The 19,965-nt window shown below is 32.9% G+C and carries 18 protein-coding genes; 13 read left to right on the plus strand and 5 right to left on the minus strand.

The window, feature by feature from the left end; translation table 11 throughout:
- Window positions 1-31: 31 nt before the first annotated feature.
- The gene (gene ygeW / locus KPL37_RS12950; protein ID WP_216150023.1) at window positions 32-1,225 is read right to left on the minus strand and encodes a knotted carbamoyltransferase YgeW; all 1,194 of its coding nucleotides are present in this window, start codon (window positions 1,223-1,225) and stop codon (window positions 32-34) included.
- 322 nt (window positions 1,226-1,547) lie between these two features.
- Here ygeW and KPL37_RS12955 point away from each other — a divergent pair, with 322 nt between their 5' ends.
- From KPL37_RS12955 to KPL37_RS12985, 7 genes are all read left to right on the plus strand, one after another.
- Window positions 1,548-2,504, plus strand: a complete 957-nt coding sequence (locus KPL37_RS12955; protein ID WP_246578275.1) for an NTP transferase domain-containing protein — start codon at window positions 1,548-1,550, stop codon at window positions 2,502-2,504.
- Between the two features lie 117 nt (window positions 2,505-2,621).
- Window positions 2,622-5,189, plus strand: coding sequence for a selenium-dependent xanthine dehydrogenase (xdh, locus tag KPL37_RS12960; RefSeq protein ID WP_216150024.1), 2,568 nt, complete (start codon window positions 2,622-2,624; stop codon window positions 5,187-5,189).
- Between the two features lie 53 nt (window positions 5,190-5,242).
- The gene (locus KPL37_RS12965; protein WP_216150025.1) at window positions 5,243-5,866 is read left to right on the plus strand and encodes a nucleotidyltransferase family protein; all 624 of its coding nucleotides are present in this window, start codon (window positions 5,243-5,245) and stop codon (window positions 5,864-5,866) included.
- A 46-nt stretch (window positions 5,867-5,912) separates the two neighbouring features.
- Window positions 5,913-8,027, plus strand: coding sequence for a xanthine dehydrogenase family protein molybdopterin-binding subunit (locus tag KPL37_RS12970; protein ID WP_216150026.1), 2,115 nt, complete (start codon window positions 5,913-5,915; stop codon window positions 8,025-8,027).
- Window positions 8,027-8,494, plus strand: a complete 468-nt coding sequence (locus tag KPL37_RS12975; RefSeq protein WP_216150027.1) for a (2Fe-2S)-binding protein — start codon at window positions 8,027-8,029, stop codon at window positions 8,492-8,494. Before KPL37_RS12970 ends, KPL37_RS12975 begins: the two co-directional genes overlap by 1 nt.
- On the plus strand, window positions 8,488-9,306 hold the full coding sequence (locus KPL37_RS12980; protein WP_216150029.1) for an FAD binding domain-containing protein: 819 nt from the start codon (window positions 8,488-8,490) through the stop codon (window positions 9,304-9,306). The genes KPL37_RS12975 and KPL37_RS12980 overlap by 7 nt, the downstream gene beginning before the upstream one ends.
- 230 nt (window positions 9,307-9,536) lie before the next feature.
- The gene (locus tag KPL37_RS12985) at window positions 9,537-10,898 is read left to right on the plus strand and encodes a nucleobase:cation symporter-2 family protein (RefSeq protein WP_216150031.1); all 1,362 of its coding nucleotides are present in this window, start codon (window positions 9,537-9,539) and stop codon (window positions 10,896-10,898) included.
- 178 nt (window positions 10,899-11,076) lie between these two features.
- Here KPL37_RS12985 and KPL37_RS12990 read toward each other — a convergent pair whose 3' ends face one another.
- Window positions 11,077-11,955 (minus strand): aldose 1-epimerase family protein, encoded by an 879-nt coding sequence (locus tag KPL37_RS12990; protein ID WP_216150033.1) that lies wholly within the window; start codon window positions 11,953-11,955, stop codon window positions 11,077-11,079.
- A 41-nt stretch (window positions 11,956-11,996) separates the two neighbouring features.
- The gene (locus tag KPL37_RS12995) at window positions 11,997-12,854 is read right to left on the minus strand and encodes a MurR/RpiR family transcriptional regulator (protein WP_216150035.1); all 858 of its coding nucleotides are present in this window, start codon (window positions 12,852-12,854) and stop codon (window positions 11,997-11,999) included.
- Between the two features lie 270 nt (window positions 12,855-13,124).
- Here KPL37_RS12995 and KPL37_RS13000 point away from each other — a divergent pair, with 270 nt between their 5' ends.
- The 4 genes from KPL37_RS13000 to KPL37_RS13015 all read left to right on the plus strand — a co-directional run bounded on the left by KPL37_RS13000 (window position 13,125) and on the right by KPL37_RS13015 (window position 15,994).
- The gene (locus KPL37_RS13000) at window positions 13,125-13,265 is read left to right on the plus strand and encodes a zinc ribbon-containing protein (RefSeq protein WP_246578276.1); all 141 of its coding nucleotides are present in this window, start codon (window positions 13,125-13,127) and stop codon (window positions 13,263-13,265) included.
- A gap of 327 nt (window positions 13,266-13,592) precedes the next feature.
- Window positions 13,593-14,594, plus strand: a complete 1,002-nt coding sequence (locus KPL37_RS13005) for a YhdH/YhfP family quinone oxidoreductase (RefSeq protein ID WP_216150037.1) — start codon at window positions 13,593-13,595, stop codon at window positions 14,592-14,594.
- A gap of 202 nt (window positions 14,595-14,796) precedes the next feature.
- The gene (locus KPL37_RS13010; RefSeq protein ID WP_216150039.1) at window positions 14,797-15,579 is read left to right on the plus strand and encodes a GH25 family lysozyme; all 783 of its coding nucleotides are present in this window, start codon (window positions 14,797-14,799) and stop codon (window positions 15,577-15,579) included.
- 19 nt (window positions 15,580-15,598) lie between these two features.
- A complete protein-coding gene (locus tag KPL37_RS13015; RefSeq protein ID WP_216150041.1) occupies window positions 15,599-15,994 on the plus strand; it encodes a hypothetical protein in 396 nt (131 codons plus the stop codon).
- Between the two features lie 266 nt (window positions 15,995-16,260).
- Here KPL37_RS13015 and KPL37_RS13020 read toward each other — a convergent pair whose 3' ends face one another.
- Together KPL37_RS13020 and KPL37_RS13025 are read right to left on the minus strand one after the other, a co-directional pair.
- A complete protein-coding gene (locus KPL37_RS13020; RefSeq protein WP_216150043.1) occupies window positions 16,261-17,208 on the minus strand; it encodes an AEC family transporter in 948 nt (315 codons plus the stop codon).
- Window positions 17,209-17,350: 142 nt separating this feature from the next.
- Window positions 17,351-17,542 carry a hypothetical protein gene (locus KPL37_RS13025; RefSeq protein WP_216123886.1) on the minus strand — a complete coding sequence of 64 codons (192 nt, stop codon included), beginning with the start codon at window positions 17,540-17,542 and terminating at the stop codon, window positions 17,351-17,353.
- Window positions 17,543-17,810: 268 nt separating this feature from the next.
- On the opposite strand from KPL37_RS13025, the gene KPL37_RS13030 reads away from it, so the two are divergent.
- Together KPL37_RS13030 and KPL37_RS13035 are read left to right on the plus strand one after the other, a co-directional pair.
- Entirely contained in the window at window positions 17,811-18,440 is a 630-nt protein-coding gene (locus KPL37_RS13030; RefSeq protein ID WP_216150045.1) for a hypothetical protein, read from the plus strand.
- 75 nt (window positions 18,441-18,515) lie between these two features.
- Window positions 18,516-19,913 carry an amino acid permease gene (locus tag KPL37_RS13035; protein WP_216150059.1) on the plus strand — a complete coding sequence of 466 codons (1,398 nt, stop codon included), beginning with the start codon at window positions 18,516-18,518 and terminating at the stop codon, window positions 19,911-19,913.
- The last annotated feature ends 52 nt before the right edge of the window (window positions 19,914-19,965 follow it).

Genomic DNA, 19,965 nt, shown 5'->3' on the forward strand with positions numbered 1-19,965 from the left:
CACTCCCCTAATACATTTTTATTATGTTACCTTACCCTAAAAATCTTCCGTTCTTTGAATTTATAAGTGTATCTAGTGTTTTCTGTGGGTTTTGAACCTTACTTAGGAATATCATAGCAGCTATTATATAAGGTTTATAACTAGCCTCTTTATAAAGTGGTGTGCGGTAACGATCAAACACAGAAGCAGCAACCTCTCCAACTTCGCAACTAACTCCAGAGATATCTGCTGGTAGGCAATGAAGATAAAGTGCTTCTCCGTCTTTTGTTGTGCTCATAAGCTCCTCAGTGCATTGCCAATTACTATGCTTAGCATTTTGCGCAAGAAGCTCTTTTTCAAGTAAATCTATACCAGCCTTATCACCCTTTTCATATAAATCTGTACGTTTCTCCATAGCAACAAAGGGAGCCCAACTCTTAGGATAAACTATGTCGGCGTCTTTAAATGCTTCCTCCATAGAATTTGTTTTTGTAAATGATCCACCAGATTTTGTTGCATTTTTCATTGCAATTTCTTCGACTTCACTCATAACTTCGTAACCTTCTGGATGTGCAAGAACAACATCCATTCCAAAACGAGTTAATAATCCAATTACACCTTGAGGAACTGAAAGTGGCTTACCATAAGATGGAGAATATGCCCAAGACATAGCTATTTTTTTATCTTTTAAATTTTCAATACCTCCAAATTTATTTATAATATGAAGAGCATCAGCCATGCATTGAGTAGGGTGATCTATATCACATTGTAAACTAACAAGCGTTGGGCGTTGTTCTAAAATTCCATCTTTATGACCATCTTGTACGGCACTAGACACTTCACGCATATAAGCATTCCCTTTCCCAATATACATATCATCACGGATACCTATAACGTCAGCCATGAAAGAAATCATGTTAGCAGTTTCTCTTACTGTCTCACCATGAGCAACTTGAGATTTTCCTTCATCAAGATCTTGAACCTCAAGGCCTAAAAGATTACAGGCAGAAGCAAAACTAAATCTTGTACGAGTAGAATTGTCACGGAATAATGAAATTCCAAGCCCACTATCAAAAATTCGAGTCGAAATATTTTCTTCTCTCATTTCACGTAGTATATCAGCCACCGTAAATACTGCCTTAATCTCATCATCTGTTTTTTCCCAAGTCAATAAGAAATCATTATTGTACATATTTTCATAATTTAATTTTTCTAAATTTTCCATTAAAGTTTTAATTTCTACCATAAATATCACTCCCTATTATTAATAAATAAACAAATAAATGTAATTTAAAAACTAACTGACTAGTTGATCTAATCTTATTATAACGACACCCCCTTGTCAACGACCAATTGACTATATATTATGAATCTTTGTGCTAATCAAACCTAATCCTTGCTATTACGATAATTAATCCTTTAATGGCTTATTAATGACTTTTAAATTTTTCCATATCATCCAGTAAAGTTCTATTTTATCTTTAAACTATAAATAATAAGTTGTAAAATGAAATAGCAAGACAACATAAAAAATAAACACTTATAAATAAAATAAGGGGGTGTCAATCTTGACAATACCAACACATAGTGATAATTCCGAAAAAAAAAGGCAAAAAACAACAGGTGGCATAATTGTTGCAACTGGTTGTACCTCAGGAGAAAATCAACCACATCCATTATTAAAAATGGGTTCAATCACTGCAGTAAAGAGGATTGTTCTAACCTTTCAGCAAGTTGGAATATCCCCAATTGTAGTTATTATTGGATATGAGGCCGAAAAAATCGAACATGATCTAGCTGATTATGGGGTTATATTTTTACGTGATGAGAAGTATGAAACCTCACAAATGTTTGATTCTGCGAAAATTGGACTATCTTATTTACTAAATAAATGTGATCAAGTAATATTTAATCCAGTAAACATTCTTATGTTTACACCAGAAACCATTCAAAAAATGATGGAGTGTGGAAAAAAATTGCTTTCACCATCTTATCATGGGAAGACTGGCCATCCCCTTTTAATGTCTTCAGAATTAATTCCAAAAATATTAAAATACAATGGAAATACTGGAATGCGTGGTGCAATTAGAAATATTGGGGTGGAAAGGCAATGGATAGATATAGACGATGAAGGTATTCTTCATGATGCTGATGATATTGAACGCTCAAATCAACTTCTAAAAAAACATAATCAACATATTTTGCACCCTTTTGTTAGAATAAGTATCGAAAAAGAATTTATGTTTTTTAATTCTAAAACAAAATTACTTTTGATTTTAATAGAGGATACACAATCTGTACGAAGTGCATGCAAACATATTGCATTGTCTTATAGTAAAGCATGGAATATGCTAAACGAGCTTGAACATGAATTAGGTTATACCGTAGTTGAAAGAAAACATGGTGGCAAAAATGGTGGCAAAACCTATTTGACAAAGGAAGGCGGTGCATTTTTAAAAAAATATCAGCAGTTTGAACAGAATGTACGTAAGTACGCAAAAGATGAATTTATCAGATTATTCTAAATTTCAGGATTTTATAAAAACCAAGTTCTTTTGACAAACAATTTGATAAACAATAACCTCTGCTTTATAATAAATCTAATAACAAATTAGTAATTTATTGTAAATGGGAGGTTATTTATGTTTACCTTAAATGTCAATGGTAAAATTTCAGTTTGTAATACTGACAAACCTTTATTGTCTTATTTAAGAGATGATTTAAGAATTACTTCTGCAAAAGATGGATGCAGTGAAGGAGTATGTGGAACATGTACTGTTTTAATAGATGGAAAAGCGGTGAAAGCTTGTGTACAAAAGGTTTCAAGATTTGTAGGAAAACATATTCTAACTGTTGAAGGATTAACTCCTCGCGAAAAAGAAGTTTATGAACATTGTTTTGCGCAGGCTGGTGCAGTTCAGTGTGGATTTTGCATTCCAGGAATGATAATTTGTGCAAAATCATTACTCGATGTTAATTTAAATCCAACAAGAACAGATGTTAAAAAAGCAATTAATGGTAACATCTGTCGTTGTACTGGTTATAAGAAAATTGAAGAAGCTATTTTAATGTCAGCAAAATATATAAGAGAAGATCTTCAAATACCACCCTCTGCAAGTGAATTGAAAATGGCACAAAGATTTAAACGTGTTGATGCAGCTGAAAAAATAAATGGAACAGGAATTTTTGTAGATGACATTGAGTTACCTGGTATGATTTATGCAAAAGCCGTTCATTCTAAATATCCAAGAGCTATTATAAACAAGATTGATATTAGCAAAGCTGCGTCTCACCCAGACTGTGTGAAAATTCTACTAGCTAAGGATGTTCCCAACAATTTTATTGGGCATATAAAGCAAGACTGGGATGTACTTATGGCTGAAGGTGAAACTACCAGGTATGTAGGAGATGCACTGGCACTCGTAGCAACATACCATAAAGATAAACTTGACGAAGTATGTCAATTGGTTGAAGTTGACTACACTGAATTGAAACCGGTTACCTCACCAACTGATGCTTTAAAGGCAGATTCACCTTTAATTCATGCTGATGGCAATATTATGAGCCGTGCTATTCTTCAACGTGGGAATGCAGCAGAGGCAATTAAAAATTCTAAATATGTAGCAACAAAAAAATATCAAACGCCCCCTCAGGAACATGGATTTATGGAACCTGAGTGTGCAATTGCTATGCCTGAAGGAAAAGATGGAATTTTGCTATACTCTGGTTCACAGTCTGTGTATGATGAACAACGTGAAATATCAAATATGCTTCAAATTCCTAAGGATAAAGTACATTGTCATTCCCAACTTGTTGGAGGTGGTTTTGGTGGCAAGGAAGATATGAGTGTTCAACACCATGCAGCATTAATGGCATGGCATACTAAAAAACCAGTTAAAATCAAATTCACAAGACAAGAAAGTTTAGATTATCATACTAAACGTCATCCAATGGACATGGAGTTTACTCTAGCCTGTGATGAGAACGGTTACTTAACAGCAATGAAAGGTTTTATTATAGCGGATACAGGTGCATATGCATCTCTTGGTGGACCTGTATTAGAGAGAGCATGCACACATGCAGCTGGGCCATATAATTACCAAAACATTGATATTCTAGGCATGTCAGTTTATACCAATAATGTTGTTAGTGGTGCTTTCAGAGGATTTGGTGCAACACAAAGTTGCTTTGCTACTGAAAATAATATTAACCTACTGGCAGAAATGGTAGGTATTACGCCTTGGGAAATTCGTTATCGTAATGCAATACGACCTGGTCAAGTATTACCAAATGGTCAAATAGCAGATGAAAGTGTTGCTATGGCAGAATGTTTGGAGGCTATTAAGGATGTATACGAATCAAGTCCATATGCAGGTCTTGCTATAGCATCAAAAAACAGCGGAACAGGTGTAGGTAACAAGGATATTGGGCGTTGCATTTTATCCGTTGAGGACGGTAAAGTTCATATTCGAACCTCTGCAGCATGTATGGGTCAAGGTATTGCAATGATGTGCACTACTGTGCTTTGTGAAACAACTGGCTTAGATCCTGCTCTTATTATCCACGAAAGAGCGGATACTGTTCGTACCCCTAATGCAGGAACTAGTACTGCCTCTAGGCAGACTGTAATGACTGGCGAAGCTATAAGGCGAGGGTCTGAAAAATTGAAAGTAGAATTAGATAAGGGATTAACGCTTAGTGATTTAGATGGACATGAATTTTATGGAGAATATTCTGCAAAGACAGATCGTATGGGTGCTATAAAAGAGAATCCAATTAGCCATGTAAGTTATAGTTATGGAGCTCAGGTTGTTATCCTAAATAAGGATGGTAAAGTTGAAAAAGTGGTTGCGGCATTTGATGTTGGAACACCAGTTAATATACAATCTGTTGAGGGACAAATTGAAGGTGGCATTGTAATGGGCCTTGGATATGCAATGACTGAGGATTTTAAAGTTGAAGGAGGTTATCCAAAAACCAAATTAGGTACATTAGGCCTTATGAGAGCAAATGCTGCTCCAGAACTTGAGGTTATTCTTGTACATGCTAAAGGAAAAATTCCTGAAACTTATGGTGCAAAAGGTTGTGGAGAATTATGTTTGATTCCAACCGCTCCGGCATGTTCACATGCTTATTACAGATTAGATGGTAAATTTCGTACAGAACTACCATTAAAAGATACATTTTATAAAAAGTCAAAGAATAAATAATATAGAATAGATATCGTCATAGTAATTACCTATTTAGAAAGGGTGGTATGCAATTGGAAATTAATGGTATTATACTAGTTGCTGGTTTATCAAGTCGTATGGGAGACTTTAAACCACTTTTAAAGTTGGATGGTAAAACTATGATTGAGCACAGCGTTGATAGTATGCTCTATTCTGGTGTAAATCAAGTTATTATTGTATTAGGATATCGAGGGGAAGAAGTTGAAGTTCTACTGAGAAGTAAATATAATAAATCTCAATTAGTATTTACACATAACCTAAAATATTCAAAAACAGATATGTTAGCATCTGCAAAAATTGGGATTAATGCTCTTAATACATGTGATGCATTTTATCTTCTTCCAGGAGATATGCCAGCCGTTGATACTAAAACTTTTCTTAAGGTGAAAGAGACCATGGTAAAGAGTAATGCTATGGTAGTATTTCCTACTATTGATGGACACCGTAAACACCCACCCTTGGTTTCACATAGGTGTATAGATTATATACTTCAGTTTGAAGGAGAAGGCGGTCTTCGCGAAGTATGGCAATTTTTTAAAAATAAAATAGAAACAGTTCCTGTAGATGACTACGGCTGCATGATTGATGCGGACACAAAAGCAGATTATGAAAAATTGGTAAACTACATGGATAGTAAACGTAATTATAAAGTTTGAGGTGTTTATACAAATGCCTATTAATTAAATGTATAGGAGGAATCAAATGGAAGCTATTAGTAATTCTGTAAAGAAAAAAGACCATGATACAAAAATAAGCGGTCGTGCACTTTATGTAGATGATCAAGTTATGGAGGATATGAATTATGGCAGACTATTACATTCCGCAAAGGCAAAGGCACGTATAACAAATATTATTCTTCCGGAATTACCAAAGGGTTATTTTATTGTTGACAAAAATGACGTACCAGGTATAAACCTTGTTCATATAGTTCTTGATGATACTCCTGTTTTTGCCAATGATACAGTAGAGTATGTTGGTGATCCGATTTTGATGGTTGTCGGTCCAGTTTTTAAAGAAGTTGATAGAATATTAAATGAAATTGTTGTTGTCTATGAAGAACTAGTACCAATTCTTGACATGTTTAAATCTGATACAATTTTTTTCAATTACAACTTTGAAAAAGGAGATATAGATAATGCATTAAAAGAAGCTGATCATGTTTTCATCGAAACTTTTCAAACTGGTTACCAAGAACAGGCATATCTTGAAACACAAGGTATGATTGCTTATCCTCATGATGGAAGAATTACTGTACGTGGTTCTATGCAGTGCCCCTATTATATAAAAGGTGCAGTTTCCAAAGCAATGGGTTATGAAGACAAGGATGTTCAAATTATTCAAGATGTTACTGGTGGTGGATTCGGTGGCAAAGAAGCGTTTCCATCAATTCTAGCTTGTCAAATTGCTGTAGCCGCAAAAAAAGCAAACAAACCAGTTAAAATAATTTTTGATAGACGAGAAGATATGGAATATACCTCAAAACGTCATCCATCTATTAGCACATATAAGGTAGCTATTAAAGACAACGAAATTACTGGTATGGATGTTGATGTTATGTTTAATGGCGGAGCATATACCACACTTTCAGCTGTTGTTCTGCAACGTGGTTTGATTTGTGCAAATGGTGTATACCGCATAGATAATCTTCGTGTTGCTGGGCGTGCTATGAAAACAAATACTGTACCTTGCGGAGCATATCGTGGTTTTGGCGCACCTCAAACATTCTTTGCAGTAGAAATGATTATGGATCATATCTCGAAAAAAATGGGTATTGATTCACTTAAACTTAAAGAAAAGTATATGGTTAAACAATATGATTCTACATCTACAAGTGGCAAGTATCATTTTCATGTCCCACTACCTGAAATGATAGAGCGAATTGATGTTCTTACTGATTACCGTGCAAAACGAGAGTTATATAAAAATCAAACTGGTAGATACCGCAAGGGTATTGGTCTGTCTATGTATTATCATGGATGTGGTTTTACTGGTAGTGGAGAGAGAGACCTCATTAAGGCTGTTGCAAAAATTAGGAAAAATAAGGATGATACAGTAGACATTTTAGCAAGCAACGCAGATATTGGTCAAGGCTTAAAAACTACCTTCTGTAAAATTGTTGCGGACACCCTTGGCATTTCTTATGATAGGGTATTAAATATTAATCCAGATACAGATCTTGTGCCCAATTCAGGTCCAACTGTTGCAAGCCGCTCGCTAATGACCGTTGGAGAATTACTTAAGCGTGCCGCCACGAGACTTAAGAAGGAATGGAAAGCTGGAGAAGAACAAATTATAGAAGAGCATTTTGTTGAACCTGATTTTGTAATTCCTTTTAGTATGGAAAAATTCACAGGAGATGCATATCCAACCTATTCATGGTCTGTAAATGTTATTGAAGTAAAAGTAGACACACTTACAGCCACTACAGAAATTCTTGGAGCATGGGGTATTTTTGATGTTGGTGTTCCAATTGATATGAATATAATACTCGGTCAGATGCAAGGTGGATTCCTTCAAGGTATTGGTTATTCCTCTATGGAACAAATGGATTACAATGATAAAGGTATGATTCGTAATAATAATCTAAGTGATTATACAATACCAACATCCGTTGATGTACCAAATCTTGTGACTGAAATAATGAATAATCCATATACCCATGGCCCATATGGAGCAAAAGGTGCAGGAGAACTTCCTCTCGTTGGCGCTGCTCCAGCTTATGTTGAAGCAATGGAAAATGCACTTTGTGAAAACCTATATAAAGCTCCATTTACAACGGAAGATACCATGAAAGTACTGCAAAGGGGGCTTAAATAATGATAAAGTTTATTCTTAATGGAAAAGAAATTACATCCATTGCCAATGCAAATCAGAGATTGCTAGATGTACTTCGAAATGAGTTTCACATAACTGGAGTAAAATGTGGCTGTAAAGAGGGAGAATGCGGTGCCTGTTCTGTCATTCTTGATGGGAAATTAGTTAACTCTTGCATGGTAGCTGTGGGTAGCATAGAAGGTTGTACTGTTATTACCATTGAAGGCTATCGCGAAACAAAGCGTTTTGATGTTCTTAGTAGCGCATATTCCTCTGTTAGTGCTGTCCAATGTGGATTTTGTATTCCTGGTATGATACTAGCTTCTGAATGTATACTTGTCAAAAATCCAAATCCTACTGAAGCAGATATTCGTGATGGAATTTCTGGAAATCTCTGTAGATGCACCGGATATAATGCAATAGTTAATGCAATTGGTATTGCAGCAAAGGAGGGGAAAGGATTATGGTAAATAAATATCTACCAACATCACTTGAATTAGCATTAAACATCCTTGCAAATGAAGTTGTTACTCCCTACGCTGGAGGTACGGATTTAATGATTAAACCTGATGAAAATGTAACATATTTGTTTCTTAATAAAATAACTGAGATGAAGAATATTGTAGAAGATGAAGAATATATTCGCATTGGAGCTGCCTGCAGCTTTACTGATATTATTGAAAGTAACCTTGTACCAAATATTCTAAAGGAAGCATCAGCTGAAATTGCAGCACCTGCAATCCGTAACTTAGGTACTATTGGTGGAAATATCTGTAATGGGTCTGCTAAGGCTGACAGTGCTCTAATACTTTTCGCCGCGAACTCTAAATTACGTCTTGTAAGTAACAAAGGTGAACGTGTAATTCCAATTACTGAGTTTTATCTAGGTAGAAAAAGGACTTGCATGCATTCTGATGAACTACTTGTTGAAATTCTTATGAGTAAAACAGGTCTTAATAATTATTATTATAAGAAGGTTGGTGCAAGAAATGCTTTGGCAATTGCGAGGGTATCTTTTGCTGGAGTTCTTAATGTAGAAAATGGTAAAATTACTAACTGCTCTACTGCATTTGGTGCAGTAAGTGATGTTATCATAAGACGAGCTGATATCGATGTTATGCTTTCTGGCAAAACTATTGAAGAAGCAAAGATTGTAAAAGAAGATTATCTTAAAAAATATGATCATGAGATTGTTCCTATAAGAGGTAGAATTTCTGCTGAATATAGAAAAACTGTATGCATGAATTTACTTCGGGACTTTCTTGAAAGCAATGGAATCTAATTCGTCTATAATTAATAACCTTAGCACATTCAAATAAAAATTTAGTTTACAAATATATTCATTTTATTAATTAATTGTAAATTTAACATTCCTTTACTATAATAAAATCAGCCTAATTAATTAGAATGAAGGTGGAGAGATTAACGTTTTTGTTATTGCCATGTAGCTAATGTGTAAACAATACACTCTTTTAACATTAAAAATTCATATCTTATTAGGGGGTTATATCCATGTCAAAAGTAAAAAATGTAGACATTTCAAAGATAGACAAAGTAAATGAAATGCTTCCAATTGGTCAACTTGCCACGCTAGGCCTTCAGCATGTCCTAGCAATGTATGCAGGTGCGGTTGCTGTACCATTAATTATTGGTAATGCTGTGGGTTTGTCGCCAGCTGAGCTTTCACTTTTAATAGCTGCTGACTTATTTACTTGTGGCATTGCAACATTACTACAAGCAATTGGAATAGGATCATATGTTGGAATTAGATTGCCGGCTATTTTAGGATGCACCTTTGCAGCTGTTGGCCCAATAATTATTATAGGAAAAAACTTGGGAATGCAAACAGCATATGGTTCGATAATGGTTGCCGCAATTATCGTTGTACTTATTGCACCATTGTATGGTAAAATATTAAAATTTTTTCCTACTATAGTAACAGGTACTGTGGTTACTATGATTGGGCTTTCTTTGATCAATGTTGGTGTGACTAGCATTGGTGGAGGTGCGGGCTCAAAAGATTTTGGAAGTGTACGTAATCTTTTACTTGGTGCCTTTGTAATGGTCATTGTTCTACTTTCCAATAAATTCTTTAAAGGATTTCTTCAAGCAATCTCTGTTTTAACTGGTATAATTTTAGGCACTATGGTTGCCTCATTTATGGGAATGGTTGATTTTTCACAAGTCACTAATGCTAAATGGATAAGTTTTGTACATCCTTTTAACTTTGGTATGCCTAAATTTGATCTAGGTTCAATCATTATGATGAGTTTTGTAATGCTTGTAGTAATGATTGAATCAACAGGAACATACCTTGGTATAGGTAAAGTCTGTGGAAAAGATATTACACAAAAAGATATTGTACGTGGACTTCGTGCAGAAGGAATTGCAACATTTTTAGGTGGCATATTTAATTCCTTTCCTTATACCACATTCAATCAAAATTTAGGACTTTTGGCACTTAGCAAAGTAGTGAGCCGTTTTGTTGTTATCGCTTCTGGTATCATTCTTATTGCGCTTGGCTTAATTCCTAAATTTGCAGCCTTAGCTACAATTGTTCCTCAACCAGTTATTGGTGGAGCTACAACTATTATGTTTGCAATGGTTGCAGTAGCTGGAATACAAATGCTTGCAAAAGTAGATTTTAACAGAAATTCAAATATGTTAGTTGTTGCCTGTTCTATTGGGATAGGACTTGGAATTACTGCTGTACCTAACTTATTTGACCAAACACCTACAATTTTTAAATCTATATTTAGTAGTGGAATAGTTTCTTCCTCCATAGTTGCAGTAGTACTTAATGCTTTCATGAATCACGATGATAAAAATGCTCACACTGATATAAAGATTTCTGAAACACATTTAGAGGCATAATTATAGAATTCAATACATTAATTTAGATACCTAAAATAATAAAATTCATATTTTAAAAAACCACACTCCTATATTTTTATAGGAGTGTGGTTTTTATATTAACTAAATCAACTGTTTTTAATAAACAATCAACAAAAGCCTCAATAATTTTAGTTATTGAGGCTTTAATAATCATGTATTATTCTACAATAGATATCTTATAACTATATTTAAACTCTTGTCCACTATTTAATTCAATTGAGCCCTCTTTCTCTTTAAATTCGCCAGTAAAATCTTCATAATCAGCATGTCCAAACCAAGGTTCTATACATAAAAATGGTGCTCCCCTTTTTGGAGCCCATATTCCCATATAAGGAAATCCTTTGAATTCCACAGATACGGACTTCTCATGATTTTTTGATTTTATAGTTATTTTATCAGATTTTAAATCATCAAATACTAAGGCATCGTCTTTAAATAAATCTTTTGATAAAATCATGATATCAGTATCCTTTAAACCTTCTTTTCTCTTATGTGAATAATAACCATCTTTAGTTATTTCCATTCTATCGCTTGTTTCTTTCTTATTAAATTTAAGATAATAATCTTCTAATTTTTCATTTTTTTCAATAGGACACATAAATGCAGGATGTGCACCTATTGAAAATGACATATCCTTATCATCTAAATTTATAACATTATACGTTACCTTAACTGTATTTCCTTCAATTGTATAGTTAATATGTAAAGAAAATTTAAATGGATATCTTTTCATAGTTTCCTCAGAATACTTTAGTTCAAAAGTTATTGAATTATTAGTTTGTGCTACAAATTTAAAATCTGATATTCTACCCAACCCATGAGATGGTAATTCATATGTTTTTTTATCAATCCTATATTTTGAATCTACTAGGTTTCCTACAATCGGAAACAGAATTGGCGAATGATACTTCCAGTATTTTGCATCTCCATTCCAAAGATACTGTGTTCCTTCTTTTTTCCCAGTTATAGAATGTAGTTCTGCTCCACGAGTACTAGCTGTTATTTTAATTGTTGAATTCTCTAAAGAATAAATCATTAAATACTTCCTTCCTATATATACTTTTATTTAACATACTTTTATTTGTAAACTTTATATTCTTCCCATATGTTCTCTAAAGTAGAAAACGTACTTGAAATCTTTTCTTTTTCTCTTAATCCAACAGCTATGATCAATGCATTTATTACACTAAGTGGTGCTACTAATGAGTCCACAAAGGAAGTCATGTTACTTTGTGCTATTAACGTGTGATTAGCGTTTTGTGCTAATGGAGATAATAAACTATCTGTAATTACTATAATATTAGCATTTTTACTTTTAGCAAAGTCTAAAGCTTCAATTGTTCTCATCGTATATCTAGGAAAACCTATCCCAATCACTATGTCTTGTTCATTTACATTAAGCAACTGCTCGAATATATCACTAACGCCATATGCAACCACCTTAACATTATCTAAAATAAGATTTAAATAAAAACCTAAGAATTCAGCTAATGAAGATGAGTCTCTCAGTCCAATTATATATATTTTTCTAGCTTTAAATAGTGAATTAACTATATCCTCAAAAGTTTGATAATTTATACTTTCCAAAGTAGTCTTAATATTTTCCATATCAGCTTTTAATACACTCCTTAGTGCATTTTCTTGAGTTATGTAATCATTAGATAATTCGATTCTTTGCACAGTTGTTAATTTGTTTCTAATTAATTGTTGAAGAGATTTTTGTAGTTTAGGATACCCACTAAATCCTAACTCACTTGCAAATCTTACAACAGTTGATTCACTTACTCCTATACTATCACCTAATTTATCAGCTGTCATAAACGCTGCTTTATCATAGTGCTTTAGAATATATTCGGCTATCAGTTTTTGACCTTTACTTAAACGTGGTAATTTAATTTGAATAGTTCTCATCAAATCTTGTCTGTTATTTTCCATAATTAGCCAACCCTTTCTATATCAATTCCAACTAACTAAAATAAAAAAATTAAATATATAATAGCATGGAATTTTTATTTCATTTTATCATCTATTGAACTCGGTTTCAATGAATTATTCATTTTGTGTAATTTTTATCTGATTTTAGGATATAAATAACTTAAACTAGTAAAGCTATTACCACTTCAGCGTCTAGTATTGTTAAAACAATTCTACTATGCTAAAATTATATTAATAATAATATAAATAAAAAGAAGAGGAGAATTATATATGATATACTCAACTGGTGAAAAACCTGGGAATGGCAAATATGTTTGTAAAATTTGCGGTCAAAAAGTAATATTAGATGATACTACTGATACTTTACCTCCCTGTCCTAAATGTAAAAAAACAAAGTATAGAGAACTTTAATATAAATAATTTATCTTACATATATAGCACCCTAAATATCAGAAAACAACAACCATTAATTGTTAAACTGGCGGTATCTCAAAATGATAAAAATCATTTCAATAGGTGCCTCCTTTTATTTTATATTTTATGGTAAATAAATTTGCTAACAAATAAAATCTGTGACTGAGGTGACTAAAGTGTTTGTTACTAAGCATAAGTTAGTAACTTAGTGGGTAACTTATATTTAGTATCGGTAAATCAAATAAAAAAATGCATTTTAAAATCAAGTACATATTTTAATATGATTAATTTTACATAAATCTATATTTTGAAAAGGAGTCGAAAATGGATAATACTAAGTTTAGAGCAATGTTAGTATCAGAAACAGAAAAAAAGGAATTTGTAAGACAAATTGTAAATAGACAAATTGATGATTTACCTGAAGGTGATGTACTAATAAGTGTAAAATATTCTTCACTTAACTATAAGGACGCTCTTTCTGCCACTGGCAATAAAGGAGTAACTAGAGTTTATCCACACACTCCAGGAATAGATGCTGCAGGCATTGTAGTTGAAAGCTATAATAGTAATTTTAAAGTTAACGATAAGGTGCTTGTAACAGGCTATGATTTAGGTATGGGTACATTCGGAGGTTATGCAGAATATATTAGAGTTCCTGCTAAATGGGTTGTAAATCTTCCAGACCACCTTACACTAAGAGAGAGTATGATATTTGGTACTGCTGGATTCACTGCTGCACTATCCATTTATAAACTACTTAACTCAGGTGTTAAACCTAGTGATGGTGATATATTAGTAACGGGATCTACCGGTGGTGTTGGTAGCACCGCAATTTCAATATTAACTAAGATCGGTTACAATGTCACAGCTGCCACAGGAAAATCTTCTGAAAAAGAAATGCTACTTGGAATTGGTGCTAAACATATAGTCGATAGGAAGGACTTAGATGACAATTCTGGAAGAGCACTTTTAAAGAGTAGATGGGCTGGAGTAATAGATACTGTAGGTGGTAATATGTTATCTACAGCAATTAAATCTACTAACTATGGAGGTAGCGTTACCTGCTGTGGAAATATTTCTTCCGATCAATTTTCAAGTTCAGTCTATCCTTTTATCTTAAAAGGGATTTCATTGCTAGGAATTGATTCTGTTAACTGTCCTATGGATATTAGGCTTAAAATTTGGGATAAACTATCCTCAGATTGGAAACCTGATAATTTAGATGCTAATGTTGATGAAGTATCACTTAATGAATTAAGTGAAAAAATAGATATGATATTAAGCGGTAACCATAAAGGTAGAACTATAGTTAATCTTGATTTATAAATTAAAGCAATTTGTATCCCGCAAACCAGATTTTTTATCTTCTGTGCGGGGTATATTTTTTTGTCATATGTATATTGGTTTAAATTATTATTTTACATGTAACCGATTAATATTAATTTTCATAAACTATAGTGCCAACTTAAAATAAGGTTTTGCTGATAGTAGGCTCTTATTATGTATAAAACTGGAGGGTGTTATATTAATGTCCAATTATAATGGGATAGATGTTTCAAGTTATCAAGGATTTATAGATTTTGCTAAAGTAAAAGGTAATGGTATCAATATAGTCTATATTAAAGCAACACAAGGTACTGGATATATTAATCCAATGCTAAAAGAATATTATCAAGGAGCAAAGTTTAACGGTCTTAAAATAGGTTTTTACCATTTCTTAACACATAGTAGTTCAAGCCTTCAAGCGCAACACTTTTTAAATTCTATCAATGGATTGGTTTCTGACTGCAAGTATATTATTGATGTAGAAGGTACATGGACTATAGCACAAGCAAGTAAAGTAACAAGGGAATTTGCAGATTATCTTATATCTAAGAATAAAGAAGTTGGAATTTATACAGGAGATTACTTTTATAGAGATAATCTTAATAGTACGGTTAAGAACCTTCCAGTATGGATAGCTAACTATGGTGGAGTAATTATGGCTCCCAAATATTCAGGGCACCAATACACCGACAAAGGTGCTGTAAGAGGTATCACTGGTAATGTTGATATGAATAAATTTAATGATGCTATACTTTTAACACCTAAAATAGTACCAACGATAGTTAAAACAGTAGCTACACCAAAAACAACTGGTATAGTTACTGCAAATGTTTTAAATGTTAGAAGTGGCGCAGGTGCAGGTTATAAAGTTATAGGTCAACTAAAAAAAGGTGATAAAGTAAAAATAGATAAAAAAGTTAACAATTTTTATAGTATTTATTTTGGGATACATGGTGGTTATGTATCCGTAGATTATATTAAATAATTTTGGAGGTTAATTTTAAATGAATGATTTTTTATCAATATTTTATCCAATACTATTCACGTTTCTAACTGGATTTTTAGCTTATGTAGGTAAAGAAGTATTAAAATTCGCTCCAAAGGTAGCTGAATATTGGGTGGCTAAAATAGGGCTTACAAACTATCAAGAAACAAAAGCTATTGCATGGGATATATGGAATGTGGTTGAGGAACATTGTAGACTCTCCCAAGTGGTTGGGGATAAAGTCCAAGTTAAGGTGACTATGTTCGAAACTTTAATTAAACAGAAAGTACCTGGAATAACTAATGCTGAAATAGAAATTATTAGGCAATCTATAGCTGGAGAATTTAACAAAAATAAACCATTAATAATAAACGCTACTGAAAAAAATATCCAGCAACCGTATCAACACCAATGATTATAAGCCTGAGTTAGGGAAGTCTCCCTTCTCTAACTCAGGCTGCTTTATTAATATGCGATAAGCCAGTTCACCAAGTATTTCTTCATTTTGCACTCCTATACCTAGTTGTGTAGAGCCTTTTCTCGTAAAACAATAGCATAAATGCCACCATTTATGCAACAACTCTAAAATATACAAAATAAAAAATACAAGCTCCCAAAGGACTTGCAACAAAAACGTTGTAGAAAAACTCTCTACGTTGGAATTACCCAAACGTAATTAATTTACGTAACAAGTTTCAAACTTTTTAAGGTAAAAATTATAATTGTTAATGTAAATGCAGATAGCAACGTAGTTACTACAATAATACTAGAAGTCAGAGTATCGTCGTTATTCATATTTTTCGCCATTATATAACAGCTTACTGTAGTTGGCGACCCCAACATAATGACCAAAGCAATAAGCTTTTGATCTCGGAATCCTAGAACTGCTGCTAATGGCAGAAATATTGCCCCTTGAACTACTAATTTAATAAAACTAGCTACTAAAGTAGGCTTTATTTTTGCCAATGCTTTTTTTCCTTCAAATCCAGCACCAATTGTAACTAACGCTAATGGCGTGGCCATAACCGCCAAATTCTGTAATGTTTTATCTATTATTTTAGGCAAACTAATATTTAATAAAGGTGATAACATTCCGAGTAAAATCCCAATAATAATAGGATTCTTTATAATATTAATGAATGCTTTTTTTATATTTCCCCTTCCATTTTCATTATTATCCCCTTCGAATGTAAGTACAATAACGGAATATATATTGTATAAAGGAACTGCTCCTATAATCATTAATGGTGCCATTCCAGAATCACCATAAATGTTTTTAATAAAGGCAATTCCTAGTATTGCTGCACTTCCACGAAAGGATGCTTGGACAAATGCACCTATCATTGAAGTATCTTTCATTGTTTTTTTGGTTAAAACCCAAATTGTCCAAAAACAAATACTTGTTACTACAGCACAAAACAATATATATTTTCCATCAAAATTTTTAATAATATTAGTCGATGCTATATCAGTAAATAATAATATGGGTAGTGTAACCTTAAAATTAAATGTATTTGCTACTTGTACAAAATTATCATTCAACATCCCTACCTGTTTTAGAACATAACCTATTACAATAACAAAAAATACTGGTAATGTAGCATTTAAACTATATATCAAACTTTCCATTTTCTACTCCTCACCTTTTTCTCGTTAAAATAATCCATAATATAAAAAAGCCATACCGAAGTACAACTTTGCTTATTTTTACTATTAAATTATTTCTATAGGTTTACCAAGCTCAACATTTTTAACTATACTTGCAAATAGTCTACATTAAGTAGGTAGTTTTATGGTAAACCTCATCAGTTTGATGTTTTTGCTTTCTATTGTAACTTCTTCTTCCTTTTTTAGCAGGTTTAATTCCTATTCCACGTCCTATTTCTGAAGTTGTAAATTTTCTACAATTTAATTGTAAAACATTCATATCTATTGTCATTGATTTACTTTTTTTTATTTTCATCTTTTTTACCTCCAATAATTTATTTAAACATATCATACTATAAAGATACAGTTAAGTAAATATTAAAAGACTATTTTAATAAATTTAATGCATTATATTTTGCAGACTATAATATTATTAGGATGATATATGAGAACCCGCGTATATCATCTAATTACCTTCCGCCCTTGTTTTGTTATTGTTTAGTAATTTTTAGTAGAGTTTAGTTGCTTTTTAGTCGGTTTTGTAGTATAGTGGTAATAATAAATAAATTATAGGAGGGTTTGTATTGTTAGATTTTGATGATTTATGGTTGGTAAGAACCAATCCTGAAAACATTAATAGATTAAAGGAGTTTTTAGAAAATGATATAATTGCAATAGGTTGGAGTAACTTAATTGACTTAACAGGTATGCCTAAAAACAAGCTTCTTACAGAGCTTGCTAGGAATAATTATTCCTGTTCAAATGTTAAGCTTGGTGTTATCAACCAGTTTGTAAATAATATTCAGGTTGGTGACCTATGTATTATCCCTTATGGAGATAAGATATATCTTGCAAAAGTTACAAGTCCATATTATTATGATTCAACTAAAGTAGCTGAGGGTTATCCTCATCAAAGAAAAGTTGAATTTATTAACAAGGACAACCCTATTAGTAGATCTAGTTTACCTGAAGCTGTTCGAAGATCATTAGGCGCGCAAAATTATGTTGCACATCTAAAACATCGTATAGATGAATTTAAGGTGTTCTTATCTAAAAAGGAAACTACTATCGACAATATTGATTTACATGAAAGCTTGATAAAGATGCTACCATCAGCCCTTGAAACTATAAGAACTGCTATGGAAAGTGATGATGTTCAGAGAAGATTCGATGCATCTATTGAAGTGCTTAAATTAATACAGAAGTATGAATAAACCTTTTAAAATTACTAACAAAAGAAAAATAATATATGCGAGGAGACAAATATTTTGAAACTTATTTGGAAGAGAATGTGGAAGAAAAAGTCCCTAAAAATGGAACTTAAAGCTGCAAAGAAAACTGATTTAAAAAAGAATCTTACATCGACTGACCTTGCAGCACTTGGGATAGGTGCAGTTCTTGGTACCGGTATTTTTGTTTCAACAGGTGTTGGTGCTCATATGGCAGGCCCGGCAGTTGTTTTATCATTTATTGTAGCTGCAATAACAAGTGGACTTTGTGCCCTTACTTATGCAGAACTAGCTACAATGTTTCCAGTTGCAGGTAGTACTTATACATACTCCTACATTGCTTTTGGTGAGATTATAGCCTGGATTATAGGATGGGATTTAATGCTTGAATATTTAGTCTCCTCCGCTGCAGTTGCCTCCGGTTGGTCAGGAACCTTTGTAGGGCTGTTAAGCTCTGCTGGACTTGATTTACCTAAAGCAATATCTGTTGGACCATCGGCCGGTGGGATTATTGATTTACCCGCTGTTTTTATAGTAGGCCTTGTAACATGGATATTATTTGTAGGCATAAAAGAAAGTGCAAAACTAAATAACGTCATAGTCTTAATTAAAATTGGTGTAATTATTTTATTTATAGTACTTGGTGTATTTCATATTAGTGTAGCTAATTATAGACCATTTTCTCCTTTTGGATGGAAAGGTGTAATGGCAGGCGCTTCAATAATGTTCTTTGCATATATTGGTTTTGATGCAGTATCGACAGCCGCTGAAGAAACTATAAATCCCAAAAGGGATGTTCCTCGTGGACTTGCTATTTGCCTGGGAGTTGTAATTGTACTTTACGTTGCAGTTGCAGTTGTTATAACTGGTATGATTCCCTTTAAAGAAATTAGTCAGAACAATGCTATTCCAGATGCATTGAAGCGCTTTGGTATTAACTGGGGAGCTGCTCTAGTTGGAACAGGTGCAGTTATAGGAATGATTTCAACATTACTTGTTATGCTTTATGGACAGATAAGAGTGTTTATGGTTATGTCAAGAGACGGACTACTTCCAAAGGTATTTTCAAAAGTTCATCCTGTTCACAAAACACCTACACTTTGCACAATAATTACAGGTAGTATAGCTGCTATTATGGCAGGACTTTTGCCACTAGAGGAGATAATAAAACTATGTAATATAGGTACATTATTTGCCTTCATTCTTGTATCTATCGGTGTTATAGTACTAAGAAAAACTATGCCAGATGCTGAGCGAAAGTTTAGATGTCCTTTTGTACCTTTTATACCTATCCTTACTATAATGGCTTGTGTTTATTTAATGACAGCATTACCTCTAGAAACATGGATTAGATTTATAATTTGGTTGTTACTTGGGCTAACCATTTACTTTATATATGGTAGGCATCATAGTATACTCCAACATAGTAAACCAAGACGATATAGTGATACAAATTAATAATATTAAAATCTTCATTTATTTAAAAATAACAAATATTTAAAATTTTAAG

Origin of the sequence: Clostridium frigoris (genome assembly GCF_018861865.1) — a bacterium.
Classification (GTDB): domain Bacteria; phylum Bacillota; class Clostridia; order Clostridiales; family Clostridiaceae; genus Clostridium_AD; species Clostridium_AD frigoris.

Coding starts and splice junctions, on each gene's coding strand:
- KPL37_RS12985 (WP_216150031.1), top strand. CDS start 9,537: ATGTCAAAAGTAAAAAATGTAGACATTTCAAAGATAGACAAAGTAAAT.
- KPL37_RS12995 (WP_216150035.1), bottom strand. CDS start 12,854: ATGGAAAATAACAGACAAGATTTGATGAGAACTATTCAAATTAAATTA.
- KPL37_RS13035 (WP_216150059.1), top strand. CDS start 18,516: ATGTGGAAGAAAAAGTCCCTAAAAATGGAACTTAAAGCTGCAAAGAAA.
- KPL37_RS13005 (WP_216150037.1), top strand. CDS start 13,593: ATGGATAATACTAAGTTTAGAGCAATGTTAGTATCAGAAACAGAAAAA.
- xdh (WP_216150024.1), top strand. CDS start 2,622: ATGTTTACCTTAAATGTCAATGGTAAAATTTCAGTTTGTAATACTGAC.
- KPL37_RS12990 (WP_216150033.1), bottom strand. CDS start 11,955: ATGATTTATTCTTTAGAGAATTCAACAATTAAAATAACAGCTAGTACT.
- KPL37_RS12980 (WP_216150029.1), top strand. CDS start 8,488: ATGGTAAATAAATATCTACCAACATCACTTGAATTAGCATTAAACATC.
- KPL37_RS13000 (WP_246578276.1), top strand. CDS start 13,125: ATGATATACTCAACTGGTGAAAAACCTGGGAATGGCAAATATGTTTGT.
- KPL37_RS12970 (WP_216150026.1), top strand. CDS start 5,913: ATGGAAGCTATTAGTAATTCTGTAAAGAAAAAAGACCATGATACAAAA.
- ygeW (WP_216150023.1), bottom strand. CDS start 1,225: ATGGTAGAAATTAAAACTTTAATGGAAAATTTAGAAAAATTAAATTAT.
- KPL37_RS13010 (WP_216150039.1), top strand. CDS start 14,797: ATGTCCAATTATAATGGGATAGATGTTTCAAGTTATCAAGGATTTATA.
- KPL37_RS13025 (WP_216123886.1), bottom strand. CDS start 17,542: ATGAAAATAAAAAAAAGTAAATCAATGACAATAGATATGAATGTTTTA.
- KPL37_RS13015 (WP_216150041.1), top strand. CDS start 15,599: ATGAATGATTTTTTATCAATATTTTATCCAATACTATTCACGTTTCTA.
- KPL37_RS12975 (WP_216150027.1), top strand. CDS start 8,027: ATGATAAAGTTTATTCTTAATGGAAAAGAAATTACATCCATTGCCAAT.
- KPL37_RS13020 (WP_216150043.1), bottom strand. CDS start 17,208: ATGGAAAGTTTGATATATAGTTTAAATGCTACATTACCAGTATTTTTT.